General features: G+C 67.0%; 18 protein-coding genes and 1 tRNA gene. 5 read left to right on the top strand and 14 right to left on the bottom strand.

What is annotated here, in order from left to right; genetic code table 11:
* Positions 1–52 precede the first annotated feature (52 nt).
* The 9 genes from pafA to QNN99_RS07390 form a co-directional block, all read right to left on the bottom strand.
* The gene (pafA, locus tag QNN99_RS07430; RefSeq protein WP_229965829.1) at positions 53–1,414 is read right to left on the bottom strand and encodes a Pup--protein ligase; all 1,362 of its coding nucleotides are present in this window, start codon (positions 1,412–1,414) and stop codon (positions 53–55) included.
* The gene (prcA, locus tag QNN99_RS07425) at positions 1,414–2,217 is read right to left on the bottom strand and encodes a proteasome subunit alpha (protein ID WP_229965828.1); all 804 of its coding nucleotides are present in this window, start codon (positions 2,215–2,217) and stop codon (positions 1,414–1,416) included. Before prcA ends, pafA begins: the two co-directional genes overlap by 1 nt.
* Before the next feature lie 2 nt (positions 2,218–2,219).
* On the bottom strand, positions 2,220–3,044 hold the full coding sequence (gene prcB, locus QNN99_RS07420; RefSeq protein WP_229965827.1) for a proteasome subunit beta: 825 nt from the start codon (positions 3,042–3,044) through the stop codon (positions 2,220–2,222).
* 3 nt (positions 3,045–3,047) lie between these two features.
* Complete coding sequence (locus QNN99_RS07415; protein WP_229965826.1) at positions 3,048–3,248, bottom strand: ubiquitin-like protein Pup; 201 nt, start codon at positions 3,246–3,248, stop codon at positions 3,048–3,050.
* A gap of 83 nt (positions 3,249–3,331) precedes the next feature.
* A complete protein-coding gene (gene dop / locus QNN99_RS07410) occupies positions 3,332–4,924 on the bottom strand; it encodes a depupylase/deamidase Dop (protein WP_229965825.1) in 1,593 nt (530 codons plus the stop codon).
* Positions 4,925–4,938: 14 nt separating this feature from the next.
* The gene (gene arc, locus QNN99_RS07405; protein ID WP_229965845.1) at positions 4,939–6,633 is read right to left on the bottom strand and encodes a proteasome ATPase; all 1,695 of its coding nucleotides are present in this window, start codon (positions 6,631–6,633) and stop codon (positions 4,939–4,941) included.
* 194 nt (positions 6,634–6,827) lie between these two features.
* On the bottom strand, positions 6,828–7,895 hold the full coding sequence (locus QNN99_RS07400) for a tRNA (adenine-N1)-methyltransferase (protein WP_229965824.1): 1,068 nt from the start codon (positions 7,893–7,895) through the stop codon (positions 6,828–6,830).
* A gap of 144 nt (positions 7,896–8,039) precedes the next feature.
* Positions 8,040–9,203, bottom strand: a complete 1,164-nt coding sequence (locus tag QNN99_RS07395) for a site-2 protease family protein (RefSeq protein ID WP_229965823.1) — start codon at positions 9,201–9,203, stop codon at positions 8,040–8,042.
* Positions 9,200–9,928 (bottom strand): HAD family hydrolase, encoded by a 729-nt coding sequence (locus tag QNN99_RS07390; RefSeq protein ID WP_229965822.1) that lies wholly within the window; start codon positions 9,926–9,928, stop codon positions 9,200–9,202. Before QNN99_RS07390 ends, QNN99_RS07395 begins: the two co-directional genes overlap by 4 nt.
* A gap of 104 nt (positions 9,929–10,032) precedes the next feature.
* Here QNN99_RS07390 and QNN99_RS07385 point away from each other — a divergent pair, with 104 nt between their 5' ends.
* Positions 10,033–10,911: a PAC2 family protein gene (locus tag QNN99_RS07385; RefSeq protein ID WP_229965821.1), complete on the top strand. Its 879-nt coding sequence runs from the start codon at positions 10,033–10,035 to the stop codon at positions 10,909–10,911.
* Here the strand turns inward: QNN99_RS07385 and mshC are convergent.
* From mshC to QNN99_RS07370, 3 genes are all read right to left on the bottom strand, one after another.
* A complete protein-coding gene (mshC, locus tag QNN99_RS07380; RefSeq protein WP_229965820.1) occupies positions 10,908–12,191 on the bottom strand; it encodes a cysteine--1-D-myo-inosityl 2-amino-2-deoxy-alpha-D-glucopyranoside ligase in 1,284 nt (427 codons plus the stop codon). The two genes, QNN99_RS07385 and mshC, sit on opposite strands and share 4 nt — an antisense overlap.
* 23 nt (positions 12,192–12,214) lie before the next feature.
* Complete coding sequence (locus QNN99_RS07375; protein ID WP_229965819.1) at positions 12,215–13,039, bottom strand: undecaprenyl-diphosphate phosphatase; 825 nt, start codon at positions 13,037–13,039, stop codon at positions 12,215–12,217.
* Positions 13,040–13,156: 117 nt separating this feature from the next.
* On the bottom strand, positions 13,157–13,441 hold the full coding sequence (locus QNN99_RS07370) for a hypothetical protein (protein ID WP_229965818.1): 285 nt from the start codon (positions 13,439–13,441) through the stop codon (positions 13,157–13,159).
* Positions 13,442–13,482: 41 nt separating this feature from the next.
* On the opposite strand from QNN99_RS07370, the gene QNN99_RS07365 reads away from it, so the two are divergent.
* On the top strand, positions 13,483–13,716 hold the full coding sequence (locus QNN99_RS07365) for a DUF5703 family protein (RefSeq protein ID WP_229965817.1): 234 nt from the start codon (positions 13,483–13,485) through the stop codon (positions 13,714–13,716).
* 67 nt (positions 13,717–13,783) lie between these two features.
* Here the strand turns inward: QNN99_RS07365 and QNN99_RS07360 are convergent, their stop codons facing one another.
* Together QNN99_RS07360 and QNN99_RS07355 are read right to left on the bottom strand one after the other, a co-directional pair.
* Positions 13,784–14,941 (bottom strand): acyl-CoA dehydrogenase family protein, encoded by a 1,158-nt coding sequence (locus QNN99_RS07360; protein WP_229965816.1) that lies wholly within the window; start codon positions 14,939–14,941, stop codon positions 13,784–13,786.
* A gap of 10 nt (positions 14,942–14,951) precedes the next feature.
* Entirely contained in the window at positions 14,952–16,271 is a 1,320-nt protein-coding gene (locus QNN99_RS07355) for a M20/M25/M40 family metallo-hydrolase (protein WP_229965815.1), read from the bottom strand.
* A gap of 147 nt (positions 16,272–16,418) precedes the next feature.
* Here QNN99_RS07355 and QNN99_RS07350 point away from each other — a divergent pair.
* The 3 genes from QNN99_RS07350 to QNN99_RS07340 all read left to right on the top strand — a co-directional run bounded on the left by QNN99_RS07350 (position 16,419) and on the right by QNN99_RS07340 (position 18,230).
* A tRNA-Leu gene (locus QNN99_RS07350) sits at positions 16,419–16,501 on the top strand.
* Positions 16,502–17,142: 641 nt separating this feature from the next.
* Positions 17,143–17,679: an AI-2E family transporter gene (locus QNN99_RS07345; RefSeq protein WP_229965814.1), complete on the top strand. Its 537-nt coding sequence runs from the start codon at positions 17,143–17,145 to the stop codon at positions 17,677–17,679.
* A 50-nt stretch (positions 17,680–17,729) separates the two neighbouring features.
* Positions 17,730–18,230 carry a sulfite exporter TauE/SafE family protein gene (locus tag QNN99_RS07340; protein WP_229965813.1) on the top strand — a complete coding sequence of 167 codons (501 nt, stop codon included), beginning with the start codon at positions 17,730–17,732 and terminating at the stop codon, positions 18,228–18,230.
* Positions 18,231–18,233 lie beyond the last annotated feature (3 nt).

Below are 18,233 nucleotides of genomic sequence, written 5' to 3'. Positions count from 1 at the left end.
TGCGGGTGAAAGCGGAGAAATCCGCCGGGAGCCGGTCCCGGCCCGCGGGCTCCTAGAGCGTCGCCAGCAGGGCTTCAACCCGTTCATCGACGGCGGCAAAGGGGTCCTTGCACAGGACGGTCTGCTGTGCCCGGTCGTTGAGTTTCAGGTGAACCCAGTCCACGGTGAAGTCACGGTTGGCGGCCTTCGCCCGGCGCACGAAGTCCCCGCGGAGTTTGGCCCGGGTGCTCTGCGGCGGGACGTCCACAGCCTCCTTGACGTCGCTGTCTTCAACCACCCGGGCGGTTTCCCCGCGGGCCTGGAGGAGGTAGAAGAGTCCGCGGCGGCGAGAAATGTCATGGTAGGTCAGGTCAAGCTGGGCCAGGCGCGGCGAGGTCAGTTCCAACGAATGCCGTTCGGCATACCGGTCCACGAGCTTTTTCTTGATCGCCCAGTCAATCTCGGTGTCGATGCCGGAGGTGTCTCCGGATTCAATGGCGTCAAGGGTCCGCTCCCAGAGGTCCAGCACGCGTTCAACGTGCCGGTTGTGGGCACCGTTTGCCGCCACGAAGTCCTGGACGCGGGCCAGATAGACCCGCTGCAGCTCCAGCGCGGTCATGGTGGTGCCGTTGGCCAGCTTCAGGGGCATTTGTCCCGTCAGGTCATGGGAGATTTCACGGATGCTCCGGATCGGGTTTTCCAGCCGCAGGTCGCGCAGCACCGCTCCGGACTCGATGAGGCGGAGCATCAGGTCCACGGAACCCACCTTGAGCAGGGTGGTGGTCTCGGACATGTTGGAGTCCCCGGCGATCACATGCAGCCGGCGGTAGTGCTCGGCGTCGGCGTGGGGCTCGTCCCGGGTGTTGATGATCGGCCGTGACCGGGTGGTGGCCGAGGACACCCCTTCCCAAATGTGGTCGGCCCGCTGGGAAAAGGCGTACAGCGAACCGGACTGGGTCTTCAGCACCTTGCCCGCACCCACCAGCAACTGGCGGGTCACGAGGAACGGGATCAGGATGTCCGCCAGGCGGGAGAACTCCAGCCGCCGCGGGATGAGGTAGTTTTCGTGGCTGCCGTAGGAGTTCCCGGCGGAATCGGTGTTGTTCTTGAACAGGTAGACGCTGCCGTTGAACCCCTCGGCCCGCAGCCGGTCCTCGGCTTCCTCCACCAGGTCGTCGAGGATCAGTTCGCCGGCCCGGTCGTGGGCCACGAGCTGCGCCAGGTCATCGCACTCCGCCGTCGCGTACTCCGGATGGGACCCCACATCCAGATAAAGACGGGATCCGTTGGTCAGGAAGACGTTGGAGGACCGCCCCCAGCTGACGACTTTCCGAAACAGGTAGCGGGCCACCTCTTCCGGCGACAGCGGGCGGGAGTCCGGACCGGAGTATGCGATTCCGAATTCAGTTTCAATCCCAAAAATCCTGCGGTCCATCAGTCTCCCTCCGGGCCGGCCAGCAAGCGGTCCAGCTCCACTGTGTTGATTCGCCTGAATGCCCGGACGGTGCCCCGGGAGGAGAGCGGGGAACGGTCCAAAAATGCCACTTCCAGCAGGCCGGCGCCGAGCCGGTCGGGTTCCGGCGGCACGGCCTCACCGCCGCCGTAGCCGGACGGCGCGGATCCGTTGCCGTTGGGCGCTGCCTCGCCGGCCGCCGGACCGGCGGGGCTGCGGGTGGCGGAGAGGGCGGCGACCGCTGTGCGGACGGCCTCGGGAAAGCCGGTGTCCTGGTTCCAGGTCCGGGCCAGGGCCTCGCGAACCACTTCCGCCTGGCCGCCCATGACCACGAAGTTGCTTTCGTCAGCGATGGAACCGTCGAACGTCAGCCGGTACAGGTGGTCCTCATAGGGCTCGGTCCCCACCTCGGCAACAGCCAGTTCCACCTCGAAGGGTTTGCCCTCGGTGGTGAAAACCGACCCCAGGCTTTGGGCATAGACGCTGGCCAGGCCGCGGGCGGAGACGTCCTCACGGGAGTAGGAGTAGCCGCGGACATCGGCGTACCGGACACCGGCCTGCCGAAGGCTCTCGAACTCGTTGTACTTGCCCACGGCGGCGAAGCCGATCCGGTCGTAGATTTCGCCGAGCTTGTGCAGTGACGGCGAGGGGTTCTCGGCCACGAGGGCGATTCCGTCGCGGCAGGTGAGCACCACCACCGACCGGCCCCTGGCGATCCCTTTCCGGGCGAAGTCCGCCCGGTCCTTCATCAGCTGTTCGGGGGAGACGTAGAACTGCTGCGTCATGGTCAGCTCTCCCGTCCGGCGACGGAGCGGCGGTCAACAAGCTCCCGCGCCATCAGTTGCAGTTCCCGCTCCGGGATTTCCCGGTTTCCGGCACTGTTGACCACGTAGACCACCGGCCACAGCTGACGGACCAGATCCGGTCCCCCGGTGGCGGAGTCGTCGTCGGCTGCGTCGTAGAGCGATTCGATGGCGACGGCGACTGCCTGTTCCTCGTCCAGCCCCGGACGCCAGAGCTTCTTGAGGGCGCCGCGGGCGAACACCGAGCCGGAGCCCACGCTGTGGTGTTCATATTCCTCGTACCGGCCCCCGGTGACGTCATAGGAGAAGAGCCTGCCGACGTGGCGCTCGGTGTCGTAACCGGCGAACAGCGGGACCACGGCCAGGCCCTGCAGGGCCAGGGGCAGATTCGACCGCACCATTGCGGCGAGCCGGTTGGACTTGCCGTCCAGGCTCATGGGGGTGCCCTCGATCTTGTCGTAGTGCTCCAGTTCCACCTGAAACAGCCGGATCATGTCCAGGGCAAGCCCTGCGGTGCCGGCGATGCCCACCACCGAGTAGTTGTCCGCCGGAAAGACCTTCTTGATGTGCCGGCTGGCGATCATGTTGCCCATGGTGGCGCGCCGGTCGCCGGCCATCAGCACGCCGCCGGCGTAGGTGAGCGAAACGATGGTGGTGGCCTGCGGTGCCGCCGCCGACGCCGATCCGGCCGGGGCGGTGCCCAGCCGGCGGGCTGACGGCAGCAGGTCGGGGTGGTGCCGGGCCAAATGGTCGCTGAAGGACGGCGGGGCCGCCCCGTTTACCTCTGCTGCGGGATCCCGGTAGGTCATCCGCTACTGTCCGCCCTTTTGGATGAATCCCCGGACAAATTCCTCGGCGTTGTTTTCCAGCACGCCGTCGATTTCGTCCAAAAGGTCGTCCACGCCTTCGGTCTGGGCGGTGGCCGCCGCTTCCGGTTCGGCTGTCGGCGGGGGCGTCTCCTCCAGCTCCTCTTCGGTGCGGGCTCCGGTGCTCTTGCGGTCCTGGGTTGCCATGATCATTGCCTTTCCCGGCCGGATTCCGGCCCTTTTACTGGTCCTGGCGGATCCTGCCAGGTCCTGACGCTGCCCTGCTAGTCCTATGGTGCCACGCTATGTTCGGGACCGGTCAGGAGTCTGGCGACAAAATCCTCCGCATCGGACGAAGCTTCGAACAACTCCTCCGTCAGCGCCCGGGTCCCCCGGAGCGGTTCCCGGGTCGGAATGCGCTGCAGCCGCCGGTGCGAGGGCAGCTCAAAGATGATGGAATCCCAGCTCGCCCCCACCACCTGGTTCGGAAAGCGGCTGACGCACTTGCCGCGGAAATAGGCGCGGGTGTCATCCGGCGGTTCGGTGACGGCGCGGGCAATTTCCTCGTCGGTCAGGATCCGCTCCATCTGGCCGCGGGCGGCCAGCCGGTAGTAGAGCCCCTTCTCCGGCCGCATGTCGGAGTACTGCAGGTCCACCAGGTGCAGCCGGGCGTCGGACCAGGCCAGGCCGTCACGGTCCCGGTAGGCCTGCAGCAGCCGGAGTTTGGCCACCCAGTCCACGGAAGAGGCGGCTTCCAGCGGATCGCGTTTCAGGACCCCCACCAGCGAGGTCCAGCGGGTGAGGATGTCTTCGGTGGCGGCGTCGGCTCCGCGGCTGCGGCAGTGCCGGGCGGCGGCCTCCAGATAGATCTCCTGCAGGTCCAGGCCGGTGATCATCCGTCCGTCCTTCAGCTCCACCAGCTGCTGCAGCGTGGGGTCGTGGCTGATGGCCTGCAGGGATCCCACCGGATCCCGCAGCTCCACCCCGGGCCCGGTGCCCGCCTCGATCATGGACAGCACAATGGAGGTGGTGCCCACCTTCAGCAGCGCCGAAACCTCGCTGAGGTTGGCGTCGCCGATGATGACGTGCAGCCGCCGGTATTTTTCCGCCACCGCGTGGGGTTCGTCGCGGGTGTTCACGATGGGCCGCCGGATGGTGGTCTCCAGGCCGACCTCGGCTTCGAAGAAATCGGCCCGCTGGCTCAGCTGATAGCCCTGGCGCTGGTTGTTGGTGCCCATTCCCACCCGGCCGGAGCCGACAAGGACCTGCCGGCTGACGAAGAAGGGCACCAGGCCCTGGACCAAATCGGAAAACGGAACGCTGCGCGGCACCAGGTAGTTCTCGTGCGAGCCGTAGGAGGCGCCTTTGCTGTCGGTGTTGTTCTTGTACAGATTCACCGGGGAGAAGCCCGGCGCCGCGGCTATGTGCCGCATCGCCGCCAGCACGACGGCGTCGCCGGCTTTGTCCCACAGCACCGCGTCGCGCGGGGTCGTCACCTCCGGCGAGGAGTATTCCGGATGGGCGTGGTCGACGTACAGCCGGGCCCCGTTGGAGAGCACCATGTTCATCAGGACGGGGTTCTCCGTGGACTGCTCCCCGTAGAGGGCAGCGGGGCCGCCGCCCTCCATGGCGATCTGCTCCGCGTCGAGGACCGGAGGCGCGTCCGTGAGCTGGGTCGGATCAGCTGCCGTGCGGGGCACCGTGAATCCGCGGGCGTCGTTCAGCGGCGCTTCGTCGGTGTAGTCCCAGCGGGTTCCGGACAGGTTGCCCATGCCGCTGCGCCGGGTGGCGGCATAGGCGTTGATGATCTGGCTGGACAGGACCGTTGCGTTGGCTGCCGGCAGGGCCGGCGCCAACACGCCGTATTCGGTTTCCGTGCCCATGACACGGCGAACACTCACAGATACTGTCCGGGGTTGGCGGCGGTTTCGATGGTGCGTCCGGGTTCCTGTCCCGCCTTGCCCTGGATGATCGTGCGGATGTACGTGATGCGCTCGCCTTTCTTGCCCGAAATGCGTGCCCAGTCGTCCGGATTGGTGGTGTTGGGCATGTCTTCGTGCTCCCGGAACTCGTCCACCACCGCCCGCATGAGGTGGTCGATCCGCAGGCCGCGTTGGTGCAGGGTCAGCAGATCCTTGATGGCGTACTTCTTGGCCCGGTCCACCACGTTCTGGATCACCGCTCCGGAGTTGAAATCCTTGAAGTAGAGCATTTCCGTGTCGCCGTTGGCGTAGGTGACTTCCAAGTACTCGTTGGACTTGTCCTCGGCGTACATCTTTTCCACGGTCCGCCGGATCATCTCCCGGACGGTCACCTCCGGATCGTAGCCGTTTTCCGCGAGGTCCTCGCGGTGCAGGGGCAGATTGGAAGTGAGGTACTTGGCGAAGATCTCGGCCGCCCCTTCGGCGTCGGGGCGCAGGATCTTGATCTTCACGTCGAGGCGGCCCGGCCGCAGGATCGCCGGATCGATCATGTCCTCGCGGTTGGAGGCACCGATGACGATGACGTTCTCCAGCTTCTCCACGCCGTCGATCTCCGAGAGCAGCTGGGGGACGATGGTCGTTTCGACGTCGGAAGAGATGCCGGTGCCGCGCGTGCGAAAAAGGGAGTCCATCTCGTCGAAGAACACCACCACGGGGCTGCCGCCGGAGGCCTTTTCCCGGGCCCGGGCGAAGATCAGGCGGATGTGCCGCTCCGTCTCCCCCACGTACTTGTCCAGCAGCTCGGGGCCCTTGATGTTCAGGAAGTAGCTGCGGGTTCCCAGGGTGCCCGTCTGCTCCATGACGCGGGCCGCCAGGGAGTGCGCCACCGCCTTGGCGATCAGGGTCTTGCCGCAGCCGGGAGGGCCGTAGAGCAGGATGCCCTTCGGCGCCTTCAGCCCGTGTTCCCGGTACAGGTCCGGGTGCAGGAACGGCAGTTCAACGGCGTCGCGGATCTGCTCGATCTGCGGGCCGAGCCCGCCGATGTCGGAGTAGGAGATGTCCGGAACCTCCTCCAGGACGAGGTTCTCGACCTCGCTGCGCGGGATCTTCTCCAGCGCGTAGCCGATCCGGGTGTCGACCGTCAGGGCGTCGCCGACCCGCACCTTTTCGGCCTCCAGGGGCCCGTTGAGCCGGACCACGCGTTCGTCGTCGGCCCGTCCGATCACCAGGCACCGGTCGCTGCCCAGGAGCTCCTTCACGGTGAACAGCTCGCCGCTGCGCTCGAAACCCAGCGAAGCCACGGCCACCAGGGATTCGTTCAGGAGCACTTCCTGGCCTGGAACTATTTGGTTCATGTCCAGCAGCGGACTGACCGACACCCGCAGTTTCCGGCCGGACTGCACAATGTCCAGGTTGTCCTGGACGGCTGCGGTGGTCGTCCTGCCGCTGCTGGCGGGAACCCGGTGGTTCACCGCGATGACGGTGGCGAAGCTGAAGGGCGTGGCGCCCTCCTTTTCGAGGGCGTCCTTGAGGCGGATGATCTCCGCCTTCGCCGTCTCCAGCATCGCCACCAGCCGGGCGTTGTTGTGTGTCAGTGCCGCCAGCTGCCGGTCCACGTTCCGCAGCTTGTCCCGCAGCACGTTCAGCTGCGGGGACTCGGCGCCTTGCACGCCGGGCCCGCGGAAATAATTCCGCGGATCGTCGGCCCCGGAATCGATGGTGTTCTCTGCTTCAGCCATGGTTGCGACCACCTTCACGTTGCGCAGGGTCTCTAGCTTTGACGATAGCCCAGCAGCGCAGGCAACACACGGGTTGCAACCTCTTGTCTTTGTCGGCCGTCAGTTATCCGCCGACCCGATTGCGGCTAGGGGATTTCCGGCGTACCGTCCTTATCCGCGTTGTACTTTTCGGCGTTCTCCAGAGCGCCGCGCTGGATCTTCGAACTGGCGTCCTTGGCGGCCCGGCGCAGCTTGTGGGCGGAGACTTCGCGCTCTCCCACGGCGGCAGGGGTCCACGCGTTCAGGTCCTCTTCGCTGAAGTTGGTCTTCGAGGCGCGGCGCTTGGCCACCAGTCCGGTGGCGCCTTCGGCGAGGCGGCGGGCGGTGAGCAGGAATCCGGTGTGGGCCACCATGCGGTGGTCGGGCCGGACGGCCAGGCCCTCCAGATGCCAGCCGCGGACCATGGATTCCCAGCCGTCGGGTTCGGTGAACCGGCCGTCGGCGCGGATGGCCTCCGCCGTGCGGGACAGCTGGGTGACGGTTGCCACATAGGAAATCCACACGCCGCCGGGAGCCAGGACGGTGGCCACCGCGTCGGTGCATTCCCACGGCGCCAGCATGTCCAGGACCACCCGGTCCACGCTGCCGGGCGCTTCGGTGCGGACGACCTCCTCCTGGAAGTCTCCCAGCGTGATGTTCCAGGCCGGGTGCGGGCCACCGAAGAAGGTTTCCACGTTGCCGCGGGCGATGTCAGCGAATTCTTCCCGGCGCTCAAACGAATGCAGGGAGCCGGAGTCACCGACGGCGCGCAGCAGCGAGATGCTCAGCGCACCCGAGCCGACGCCGGCTTCGACGACGCGCGCACCCGGGTAGATGTCTGCCATCGTGACAATCTGGCCGGCGTCCTTGGGGTAGACGACGGCGGCGCCTCGCGGCATCGACAGCACGAAGTCAGACAGCAGCGGCCGCAGCACCTGGTACTGCTGGCCGGTGGTGTTCGTGACGATGGTGCCTTCGGGAACACCGATCATCGTGTCATGCGGCAGGAATCCGCGGTGCGTGTGGAAGGCGCCGCCTTCGGTCAGGGTGATGGTGTTGTGCCGGCCCTTTTCGTCGGTGAGCTGGACGCGCTCCCCCGGACGCAGCGGTCCCCTGCGGTGGTCGGCGCCGTGGGGAGCTGTAGCGGCTGTCTGGCCCGGGGTCTCCGAGTTCATGGGTAACGTTCCTTTGGATCTAGGTGGTGCGCGGTGGTGGGGGTGAAGTTCGAGGGGTGGAGCGGGCGCTCCGCCGGCAGCGCCGGCGTCCGGGTCCCCGGGTCAACGGGGAAGACGGGGCCGGGATGCCGGTGCGGGAGTGCCTCAGGAGCTGCGGGGCCGGTTCGGCTTGGCCGAGATGGCGTTCAGGACAGCTGCCTGGGTCAGGAGTCCCACCACCCCGCCGTCCCGGTCGATAACTGCATACTCGCTGCCCTGAAGTTTAGCGAGATAGTCCACCAGTTCAGAACCCGCGGCGGCGGCAGGAACATAGGCGCCGGGTCCCAGTGGCCGGGCGACGGCGTCGATCTGGGTGGACATGGCCAGCTGCTCCGGCACCTGCGCCAGCGCGTCCTGGTCCGCAATGGCCCAGGGCTGTCCGGTCGGTGCGGTGATCACCAGGGCGGTGCCGGGACGGCCGGCAAGCAGTTCCCGGGCCCCGGCCACGGGAGAGGCCGCCGGAACGGAGACTGCCGGAGTCATCAGGGCGGCGGCGCTGATGGAGGGCAGCCGCAGCCGCACACGGGCATTGCTGATGCTGGCGCCGGCTCCCATCCAGAGGAATCCCGAGACCACGGCAGTGAGCAGGACCACCTGCAGATCGGGGCTTTCCTGCCGCAGGTACGGCGGCAGGATGACGGCGGCGGCCAGGGCCAGGGCGATGATGCGTCCGGCGTAACCGGCTGCCACTGTGCCCCTGTCCTGGGATCCGGTGGCTTTCCACACGGCTGATTCAACGATGCGCCCGCCGTCCAGCGGAAGCCCGGGCAGGATGTTGAAGATGGCCACCAGCAGGTTGGCCCAGATCAGAATCTCCGTCAGCAGCGCTGCCACCGGAGGAAGCGGAGCCGCGAGGAGGAGCAGCCAGCCGGCCCCGGCGAGCAGGAAATTCGCTGCGGGACCGGCCAGCGCAACCAGCAGCGACGGGCCGGGGGTGGATCGGACCTGCCCAAACTGGGTGTGGCCGCCCCACAACGTCAGGACGATCTTCGCCGTCGGCCAGCGGTACGCTTTGGCCGTCAGGGCGTGGGCCAGCTCATGGATGAGGACGGAGACCAGGAGCAGGATCGCGTAGCCGAGGGCGACGGCGTAGGCGCCGGCCCCCAGGAACGGGAAGCTCCGGCCGACCAGCGGCCCGAAAAAGACCACGATCAAAGCCGCGATGATGAACCAGGAATAGGCCAAGTACACGGGGACGCCGGCAATCCGGCCCAGCGGGATCCCGTCCCGGACCGGAGCGGGCGTGCCGGCGCCCTGCCCGATGCTCACCGGGCAGCCCCGGCGTTGGCGGTGCTCAGCAGGGAGGCCAGGTCCGCCGCCGTCTTCCCGGCCAGCGTCTCCCACTCATGCCGGCTGGCGTCCGGAGGCAGCGGCAGGAAATGCGGAACACCCAGGGTGACAAGACCGGCGGCGCGGGCGGAGGTGACTCCGGGGAAGGAGTCTTCAATGGCCACGACGCGGTCCTTGGCCAGGTCCGGAAGCTGTTCCGCCAGCCGGCTAAAGGCCAGTTCATACGGCTCGGGGTGCGGTTTTCCCTGCCGGACCATGTCGCCGGTGACCAGGAAGGAGAACGTGCCGGCGGGCAGCCGGCTGCAGATCTCCTCGGCCAGGACGGCCTCGGACATGGTGACCAGGACGCACGGAATGCCGGAGGCGGACAGCTCGCCGAGGAGTTCGCGGGCACCGGGGCGCCAGGGAACCTCGCGGCGGACCTGCTCGGTGACCTGGCCGATGAGGCGGTCGATGATCTCGCGGATGCTCAGCGGGACGCCGGCGTTCTGCACGAGTCCGGCGCTGAAGGTCAGCGCCTGGCCAACCATGGCCTCGGCGTCAGAGTCGGTCCACGAGCCGCCGTAGCTGTGCACCAGGTCCTTCTCCGCGGCGATCCAGTACGGCTCCGTGTCCACGATGGTTCCGTCCATGTCCCACAGCACCGCCTGAAGCGGACCGGGGGCGGGTTCGGTTTGCAGGGGGGCCTGGACGGAGGAAGACATGCATCCCAGTCTACTGGGCGGGCCGGACCCCCGGTTTACCCCGCTCCCGGCGAAGCGCTCCGCCCGGTCCTGACAGCGCGACGTGCTGGGCATAGGGTGAGTCTGTGAGCAATACCGAAGAAACCCCGCCCGTTGGTCTCCAGGATTTTTTTGGCGGTTCCCAGGAGCGAACCACCGTGATGCTGGCCGCCTTCGAAGGGTGGAACGACGCCGGGGAGGCCGCCAGCGACGCGCTGAAGTACCTGAGCATGTTCTGGGAAGCCGAGAAGATCGGGAGCCTGAACGCCGACGAATACTACGACTTCCAGTTCACCCGCCCCGTCATTGAACGGCTGGGGTCCGGTGAGCGGCGGATCAAGTGGCCCACCACCCGCATTTCCCGTGCCGAGGTTCCGGACAGCAACCTGGACATTATTTTCGTGTCGGGCGTCGAGCCGTCCTATAAGTGGCGCGCCTACACCGCCGAACTGATTGCCCTGGCCAAGGAACTCGGTGTTGACTGCATCGTGCTGGCCGGCGCACTGCTCGCCGACGTGCCGCACACCCGTCCCATTCCCGTCACGGTCACCTGCGAGGACTCCGACCTGCGCGAGGACCTGAAGGTGGAATCCTCGCACTACGAGGGGCCGATCGGCATCGTGGGGGTCCTCGCGGAAATGGCCGGGCTGGCCGACATCCCCGCCGTGTCGATGTGGGCGGCCGTGCCGCACTATGTGGGCCACTCCCCCTCACCGAAGGCGCAGTTGTCGCTGCTGCACCGCCTCGAGGAGCTGCTGCAGGCGCCGCTGGACACCAGGCTGCTGACGGATGAGGCGGAGGCCTGGGAACGCGGCGTCGACGAACTGGCCACCGACGATCCGGAAATTGCCGCCTACGTGCGGCAACTGGAGGAGGCCAAGGACACCGCCGACCTGCCGGAAGCCAGCGGAGAGTCGATCGCCCGCGAGTTTGAGCGGTACCTCAAACGCCGCCGGCGGGACTAGAGCCGAATCCCCAGCAGCGCATCAACGGCCGATCCGGCCAGGACAGCTGCGTCGTCGCTGCGGTCCTCGGCCGGAGTTTCCAAGGCCGAAGCGGCCCAGGCGTCGACTGCTGCCAGGGCGGCAGGGGCATCCAGGTCACGGGCCAGCGCGGCCCGCACACCGGCGAGCATCTCCTCGGCCTGTGCGTATCCGGTCAGAGGCAGGGCACACCGCCAGCGGGACAACCGCTGCTCGGCGGCGGTCAGCTGCTCCCCGGTCCAGAACCAGTCGGTGCGGTAGTGATGGCTCAGCAGCACGGCACGGATCGCCGCAGGATCAGTGCCGGAGGTCCGCAGCGAGGAGACCAGGACCAGGTTGCCCAGTGACTTGCTCATCTTTGCGCCGTCCAGGCCGACCATTCCGGCGTGGGCATAGTGGCGTGCCAGCGGTGTGCCGGTGCAGGCGTAGGCATGGCCCGCGCTCATCTCATGATGCGGGAAGACCAGGTCGGACCCGCCGGCCTGCACCGTGAACGGCGCCGGCAGGAAACGCTGTGCGATGACCGAACATTCGATGTGCCAGCCGGGCCGCCCGGAGCCCAGCGACGCACCGTCCCAGAACGGCTCGCCGGGACGCTCGACGCGCCACAGCAGCGGATCCAGGGCGTTGCGCTTGCCCGGGCGCAGCGGGTCTCCGCCGCGTTCGGCGAAGAGCGGCAGCATCTGGTCGGCGGTCAGCCCGGAGACGCTGCCCAGCCGCCATGCGTCGGGGTCCTCGGGATCCAGTCGCGACGCCGCATCGACGGAGAAATAGACGTCGCCGGCGGGTTCACTGCCCGCCGCCGGGACCCGGTAGGCGAGGCCGCGGCGGAGGAGGTCTTCCACCACCGGCACAATCCACTCGATGGACTCGACGGCGCCGATGTAGTGGTCCGGGGCGAGGACATTCAGGGCTTCCATGTCGTCGCGGAAGAGCTGTGTCTGCTCCTGCGCCAGGGCGCGCCAGTCCAGACCCCTGGCGGTCGCCCGCTCCAGCAGCGGATCGTCCACATCGGTCACGTTCTGCACGTAGCGGACGCTGTTCCCGGAGTCCCGCCACTGCCGGTTCAGCAGGTCGAAGGCCACATAGGTTGAGGCATGTCCCATGTGCGTGGCGTCGTAGGGAGTGATTCCGCAGACGTAGAGGCTGGCTTCACCTCCCGGGCGCACGGGCACTGTCCGGTGCAGGGCGGTGTCGTAGAGGGCGACGTCCGGGGAGGTTCCGGGCAGGACGGGCAGGGGGGAGCTTTTCCACGCGATCACAGGTTCAACTCTACTTTCCGTTGCTAGGCGTTCAGCACGCCGAGTCCCAGCAGGATATAAATCACGACGCCGAGAAGGATGCGATACCAGACAAAGAGGCTGTAGCCGCGGGTGGAAACATACCGCAGGAACCAGCCGATGATGATGAAGCCCACGATGAACGCGACCAGAGTGGCGCCGGCGGTTTCCCAGCCGCCGTAGACCATCGGTTCGTCCAAGGACTTCACCAGCTGGAAGATGCCGCTGCCGAAGACCGCGGGGATGGCCAGCAGGAAGGCATAACGGGCGGCTGCCTCACGGGTGTAGCCCATGAACAGCCCTGCCGTGATCGTGCCGCCGGAGCGGCTGACGCCCGGAATCAGGGCCAGCGCCTGCGCGAAGCCGTACAGGATGCCGTGCTTGTAGGTGAGCTGGTCCAGCTTGCGCTGCTGCTTGCCGACGGCGTCCGCCACGGCGAGGATGATGCCGAACACGATCAGCATGGTCGCCACGATCCAGAGGCTGCGGAAGGTGCTTTCGATCTGGTCCTGGAACAGCAGGCCCAGGACCACGATGGGCAGCGTGCCGATGATGATCAGCCACCCCATGCGGGCATCGGGGTCGGTGCGCGGAACGCGGCCGGCCAGCGAACCAAACCACGCCTTAATGATGCGGACGATGTCTTTCCAGAAATAGACCGCCACTGCCGTTTCCGTGCCCAGCTGCGTGATGGCGGTGAACGCCGCGCCCGGATCCTGGGCGCCGGGCAGCAGTTCACCCACTATTCGCAGATGGGCGCTGGAGGAGATGGGGAGAAATTCAGTCAAGCCCTGAATGAGACCGAGGAAGAGCGCTTCAAACCAATTCACAAGATAGAACTCTAAGCCACGACCCGCACCTGTCCGCGCGCAGCCCTCGGGGCGTCCCGCCGGTGAGTTCCATGTCATGCTCCGCAGCGGCAGGATTTCCCGACCGGGCGCCCGGAGCTATTGCCCGGGCTGGACTCCGGAGGACCGCTCTTCGGCTCCCTCCCCGTCGTCGGCAAAGGAGCCGTCAAACTCATCGTCGTCGTCCTCATAGATCTCCAGCGGCGTGACCTCGCCGTACGCGTCGTAGAGGACCTCCTCATAGACTTCGAAGGCATCCGCCACCGCCAGATATGCTGTCTCCACCATCGGATCCTTGTCCCCGCGGCGCTGGGAAGCAGCCGTCAGATGCTCTTCGAGGGCGGCCATCAGGGATTGGAGCGCCACGTGCGGATCTATGCTCATGCCCTAGACGTTAGCGGTAAAGAAGGCAAAATTGGAGGGATATGCGAGAACAAATTCTTCGGCCCGGCGTGCAGCGGCCAGACGAGAACTTCCGGGACTATGAGTACCTCGTGGTGTCGGTGAACCCCGGAGATTCAGTGGCCGAGGCCCGCAGGGTGATCAGTGGGCATGCGGAGTACGGCAAGTGGGAGCTGCACCGCAGTTGCATTTACCGCGGCGGCGCCCGGCGCTTCTGGCTCCGCCGGCGCGTGATGCGGGTTCAGCGCACCGCCTGAGCCTTGTGCACCGGCCTGCACCGGCCGACTCAGGAAGCACCGGTCCGGTCAGGAAGCACAGTCCGGCTCAGGAATCCCCGGGAACCGGCCCCAGCCAGGCATTCGCAACCGAGTTGTGGACCGAGTCTTCGCTGGACGGGTGGAACATCCCGGCCAGGACGTCCCGATACAGGCGTTCCAGCTCCGCCCCGCGTGAGTAGCTTCGGCCCCCTGACACCCGCACGGCCGTTTCGACGACGGAACGGGCGGTTTCGGTGGCACGGTACTTCAGCGAGGACAGCCGGGGAAACCAGAGGCTGCCGTGGTCGGTGCCGGCTTCGAGGTCACGCGCAATGGCTTCCAGCTGCGGATGGATGCCGTCCATCCGGATCGCTGCATCGGCCACTTTCCAGCGGGTGAACGGGTCATGGGCGGCGGGACCGCCGCCCGCCGTCGTCCGCTCCTGCGCCGCCGCCACCGCCAGGTCGACGGCGCGGTCCCCCACTCCGGTGTAGACCGCCGAGAGCAGCGTCTCGAACAGGCTGAAGATGCCGAACACGAAGGCGTCGGCGTGCGGGCCCACCGGCGTGGTGCGGACCAGCTGATCAGCGGTCAGCACCGCGTTGTCCAGGACGGTGGTGCAGGACTGGCTGGCGCGCATGCCCATGGTGTTCCAGTCGTCTTTGATGGTGATGCCCGCGGTGCCCCGCGGAGCGAAGCCGAAGACCAGCCGGGGTTCGTCCGGATCGGAATCGTCCCGGCCGAAAATGCCGAGCCGGGTCCACGCCGGGGAGAGGCTGGTGAAAATCTTGGTCCCGGTGAACGCATAGGAGCCGTCCCCCTGCGGCCGCGCTGCCGTGAAGGAGTCAAAGAGCACCGCGGCGTTCCCCGGCTCGGAGACGCCGAAGGCATACAGCTCCCCCTTGACCGCGTCCTCGAGCACGAAGGACAGGGAATCATCCCCGCGCAGCGACAGCAGGTGCGCCACTCCGCACCAGACCTGGTGCATGTTGACCGCCAGCGCGGTGGCCGGAGCAGCCGTGGCCAGCAGGCGCTGGGCCTGCACCACCTCGGGAATGCTGAACCCCGCGCCGCCCGCCTCCCGCGGGGAAAAGAGGGCCAGGTAGCCGGCGGCGCGCAGGTCCTCGAGGTCTTCCGTGAAGAAGCTGTTGTCCCGGTCGTAGCCGGCGGCCCGGCTGCGCAGGCGGTCCAGGAGTTCCGGGGTCAGGATGTCGGTGACGTTCACGGGGCGGCTCCTAGTAGCTGGTGAGCAGGCGGGACAGCACCCGCGTGCCGAATTTCAGGGAATCCACCGGAACGCGCTCGTCCACGCCGTGGAACATGCCGGTGAAGTCCAGGTCCTCGGGCAGGCGCAGCGGGGCGAACCCGTAGCCGGTGATGCCCAGGCGGCTCAGGGACTTGTTGTCGGTGCCGCCGGAAAGCGTGTAGGGCAGGACGGGCGCTCCCGGGTCCTCGGCCTGCAGCGCGCCGATCATCGAATCCACGAGGTTGCCCTTGAACGGCACCTCGAGAGAGACGTCCTTGTGTTCGTAGTTGACGTCGACTCCGGGTCCGGCGAGGTCCTTGATGATGGCCAGGACCTGCTCTTCCTGCCCGGGCAGGGTGCGCACGTCGATCAGGGCTTCGGCGGTTCCCGGAATGACGTTGTGCTTGTAGCCGGCCTTCAGGACAGAGGGATTGGCAGTGTTCTGCAGCGTGGCGCCCACGAAACGGGCCACGGTGCCCAGCTCGGCCAGCAGCTTCTCCGGGTTGTCAGGATCGAACTCGACGCCGGTGAGCTCGGTGACGCCGTCCAAAAAGGCCCGGGTGGTGTCGGTGAGCTCAATGGGCCAGGGGTACTCTCCGATCGTGGCCACGGCGCGGGCCAGCCGGGTCACCGCGTTGTCGGTGTTGATCTGCGAACCGTGCCCGGCGCGCCCGTGGGCGACCAGCCGCAGCCAGGAGATGCCCTTCTCGGCGGTCTGCAGCAGGTAGGTGCGCTTGCCGCCGATCGTTGCCGAGAAGCCGCCCACTTCCGAAATCGCTTCGGTGGCACCGTCAAACAGTTCGCGGCGGTTTTCGACCGCCCAGGTGGCCCCGTACTTTCCGCCGGCTTCCTCATCGGCAAAGAAGGCGAAAATGAGGTCCCGCTTCGGCTTGGTTCCGGTGCGGGCCATGCTGCGCATCACGGAGAGGATCATGGCGTCCATGTCCTTCATGTCGACGGCGCCGCGGCCCCAGATCAGGCCGTCCCGCTCTTCCCCGCTGAACGGGTCCACCGACCAGTCCTGCTTCTGCGCCGGGACCACGTCCAGATGGCCGTGCACCACCAGCGCCGGAAGGGACGAATCGGTGCCCTCCATGCGCGTGACAACCGAGGCGCGGCCGGGGGCTGATTCGAACAGGTCAGCCTGAAGTCCCGCCTCTTCGATCAGTCCGGCCGTGTACTCGGCGGCGGACCGCTCCCCCGGGCCGGATCCGTCTCCAAAGTTGGAGGTATCAAAGCGGATGAGCTCCTGGCAGATCCGGGTGACTTCATCTTCGGCTGTTCGCTCGCGCGCAGTGGTTTCAGACATGGGTTCTCCTTCGAAGGCAATGCTGCCAGCCTAGTTCCCGGAGGCCTGACCAGCGCCGATTTACGGTTGCGTCCAAATCCGTGTTAGAGTTTTTCCCGTTGCTTCCGCAGCTTTTGAACGACTGAAGGCCTTGCGGAAAACACCCAAGCGCGGGTGGCGGAATGGCAGACGCGCTAGCTTGAGGTGCTAGTCCTCTAACGAGGGTGGGGGTTCAAGTCCCCCTCCGCGCACAATTGATACCCCCGGAATCCACTGGATTCCGGGGGTATTTTGTTGTCCCATCCCTTCTGGCCCGGTCCCCGGGGCTCCTGGACTTTCGTCCAGCCAACGAAGGAGGACTCGATGGCTTCGGGGCCATCGGACACCGGCGCACGCCCCGTTTTTCCCCGCAGCGCCGTGATCTTGCTCATGCTCGGCGGCGGCCCTTGCAGCCTTCGGCCTGGCAGCGGCCAGCGGCATCTTCACGCCGGCATTTTTGGCTTTTGTGCTCACCCTGTGCGTTCATCCGGTGCGGCGGTGGCTGCAGGGACACGGAATTCCCCGGGGCATCGCGACCGGAGGCAGCATCGCCGCCGTCTTCATCCTGCTCGCCGGTTTCGCCGGAGCACTCATTGCGGCGCTGGCGCAGTTTTCAGCGCTGCTGCCGCAGTTCGCGCCGCAGATCGCCGCTGCCTGCGCCTCCATCTCTCAGCAACCTGGCGGGGGCCCTGCTCATCGTCCTCACCCTGCTCATCCTGATGGCGGTGGACGGTTCCCGGACACCGGCGCTGCTGAACCATCTGAAGGACCACCGCCCGGCACTGGTTGCCGCACTGGAGGGCTTCGCCTCCGGAGTGCGCCGCTGCATGGTCGCCACCACTGTCCTGGGGGGGTGGCCCAGGGGTTGTTCAACTGGCTCGTCCTCGTGATCCTCCAGGTTCCGGGGGCCCTGCTGTGGGGGCTGCTCTCGTTCACCTGCAGCTACATTCCCAACATTAGATACTTCATTGCCATCATTCCGCCGCTGTTTTTTGGCTACCTCACCGGCGGCTGGGCAACCGCAGTTGCCGTTGTCATTGTGTACGGCGGAATCAACGGCGTCATCCAGTCCATCGTGCAGCCGAAGTATGTGGGCAACGCGGTGAACCTCAGCGAGACGCTGACCTTTCTCTCGGTGCTTTTCTGGGCGGTGGTCCTGGGTCCCGTCGGAGCCATTCTTGCCGTGCCGCTGACGCTGCTGGCCCGAACACTGCTCCTGGATTCCGATCCGTCGCTGGCGTGGTGGCGTCCGGTCACGGGAGACCACAAGGACCTTGAGCCTCTCCTCGAACAGCAGGATGCGGATATCCGTGCACGGCGCACCCGCGAAGGGCGGCGTGCCCGGCGCGGAGCCGCCCGCCCGCGCCCCGGCGATGCACCCGCGGCATGACGCCGCGGAACGTCTGAACCGTACTGAGCCTCATCACCAGCCTGGTGTCCGTGACTCTGGCGGGCGCGGTGAGTTCGGTGCCGGTGAGCATCACCGTCATGATCCTGCTCTCACCGACGCCGCGGCGCGGTGCGGTGCCGTTCCTGTGCGGCAGCCTCGCCGGATCGATCGTGCTGGTTGGGCTGTCAGCGGTTGGGCTGCACCTGCCGCCGGCACGGCCCAGCCTGAACCAGGTGACGGTGCCCGCCGTCCTCTGCATCGCGGTTGGCGCCGGACTCGCGGTTTATGGGGCGTATCTGGTCCAGCGGAAGCCGCGGGCCGGCAAAGGAAGGCTGGACAAGCTGCGCACGGTCCTTGCGTACGCAGCGGTGGCACAGTCCGCCGTCGTCGTCCCGATCGGAATCTGGCTGCGCTCCCCCGACACGGCCCAGGGCCACCTTTCCACCCTGTATGCCTGGATGCAGGCCCATGGCCACACGATTACTGCCGTCACGGCATTGGTCCTCGGACTGTCCCTGGTGGCCTGGAACGTGCTGCAGCTGGCGGGGTAGCGG

This window comes from Arthrobacter sp. zg.Y820 (assembly GCF_030125555.1).
Taxonomy (GTDB): domain Bacteria; phylum Actinomycetota; class Actinomycetes; order Actinomycetales; family Micrococcaceae; genus Arthrobacter_B.
The sequence above is the reverse complement of the archived record's forward strand: the minus strand, read 5'-3'. Positions and strand labels throughout refer to the sequence as shown.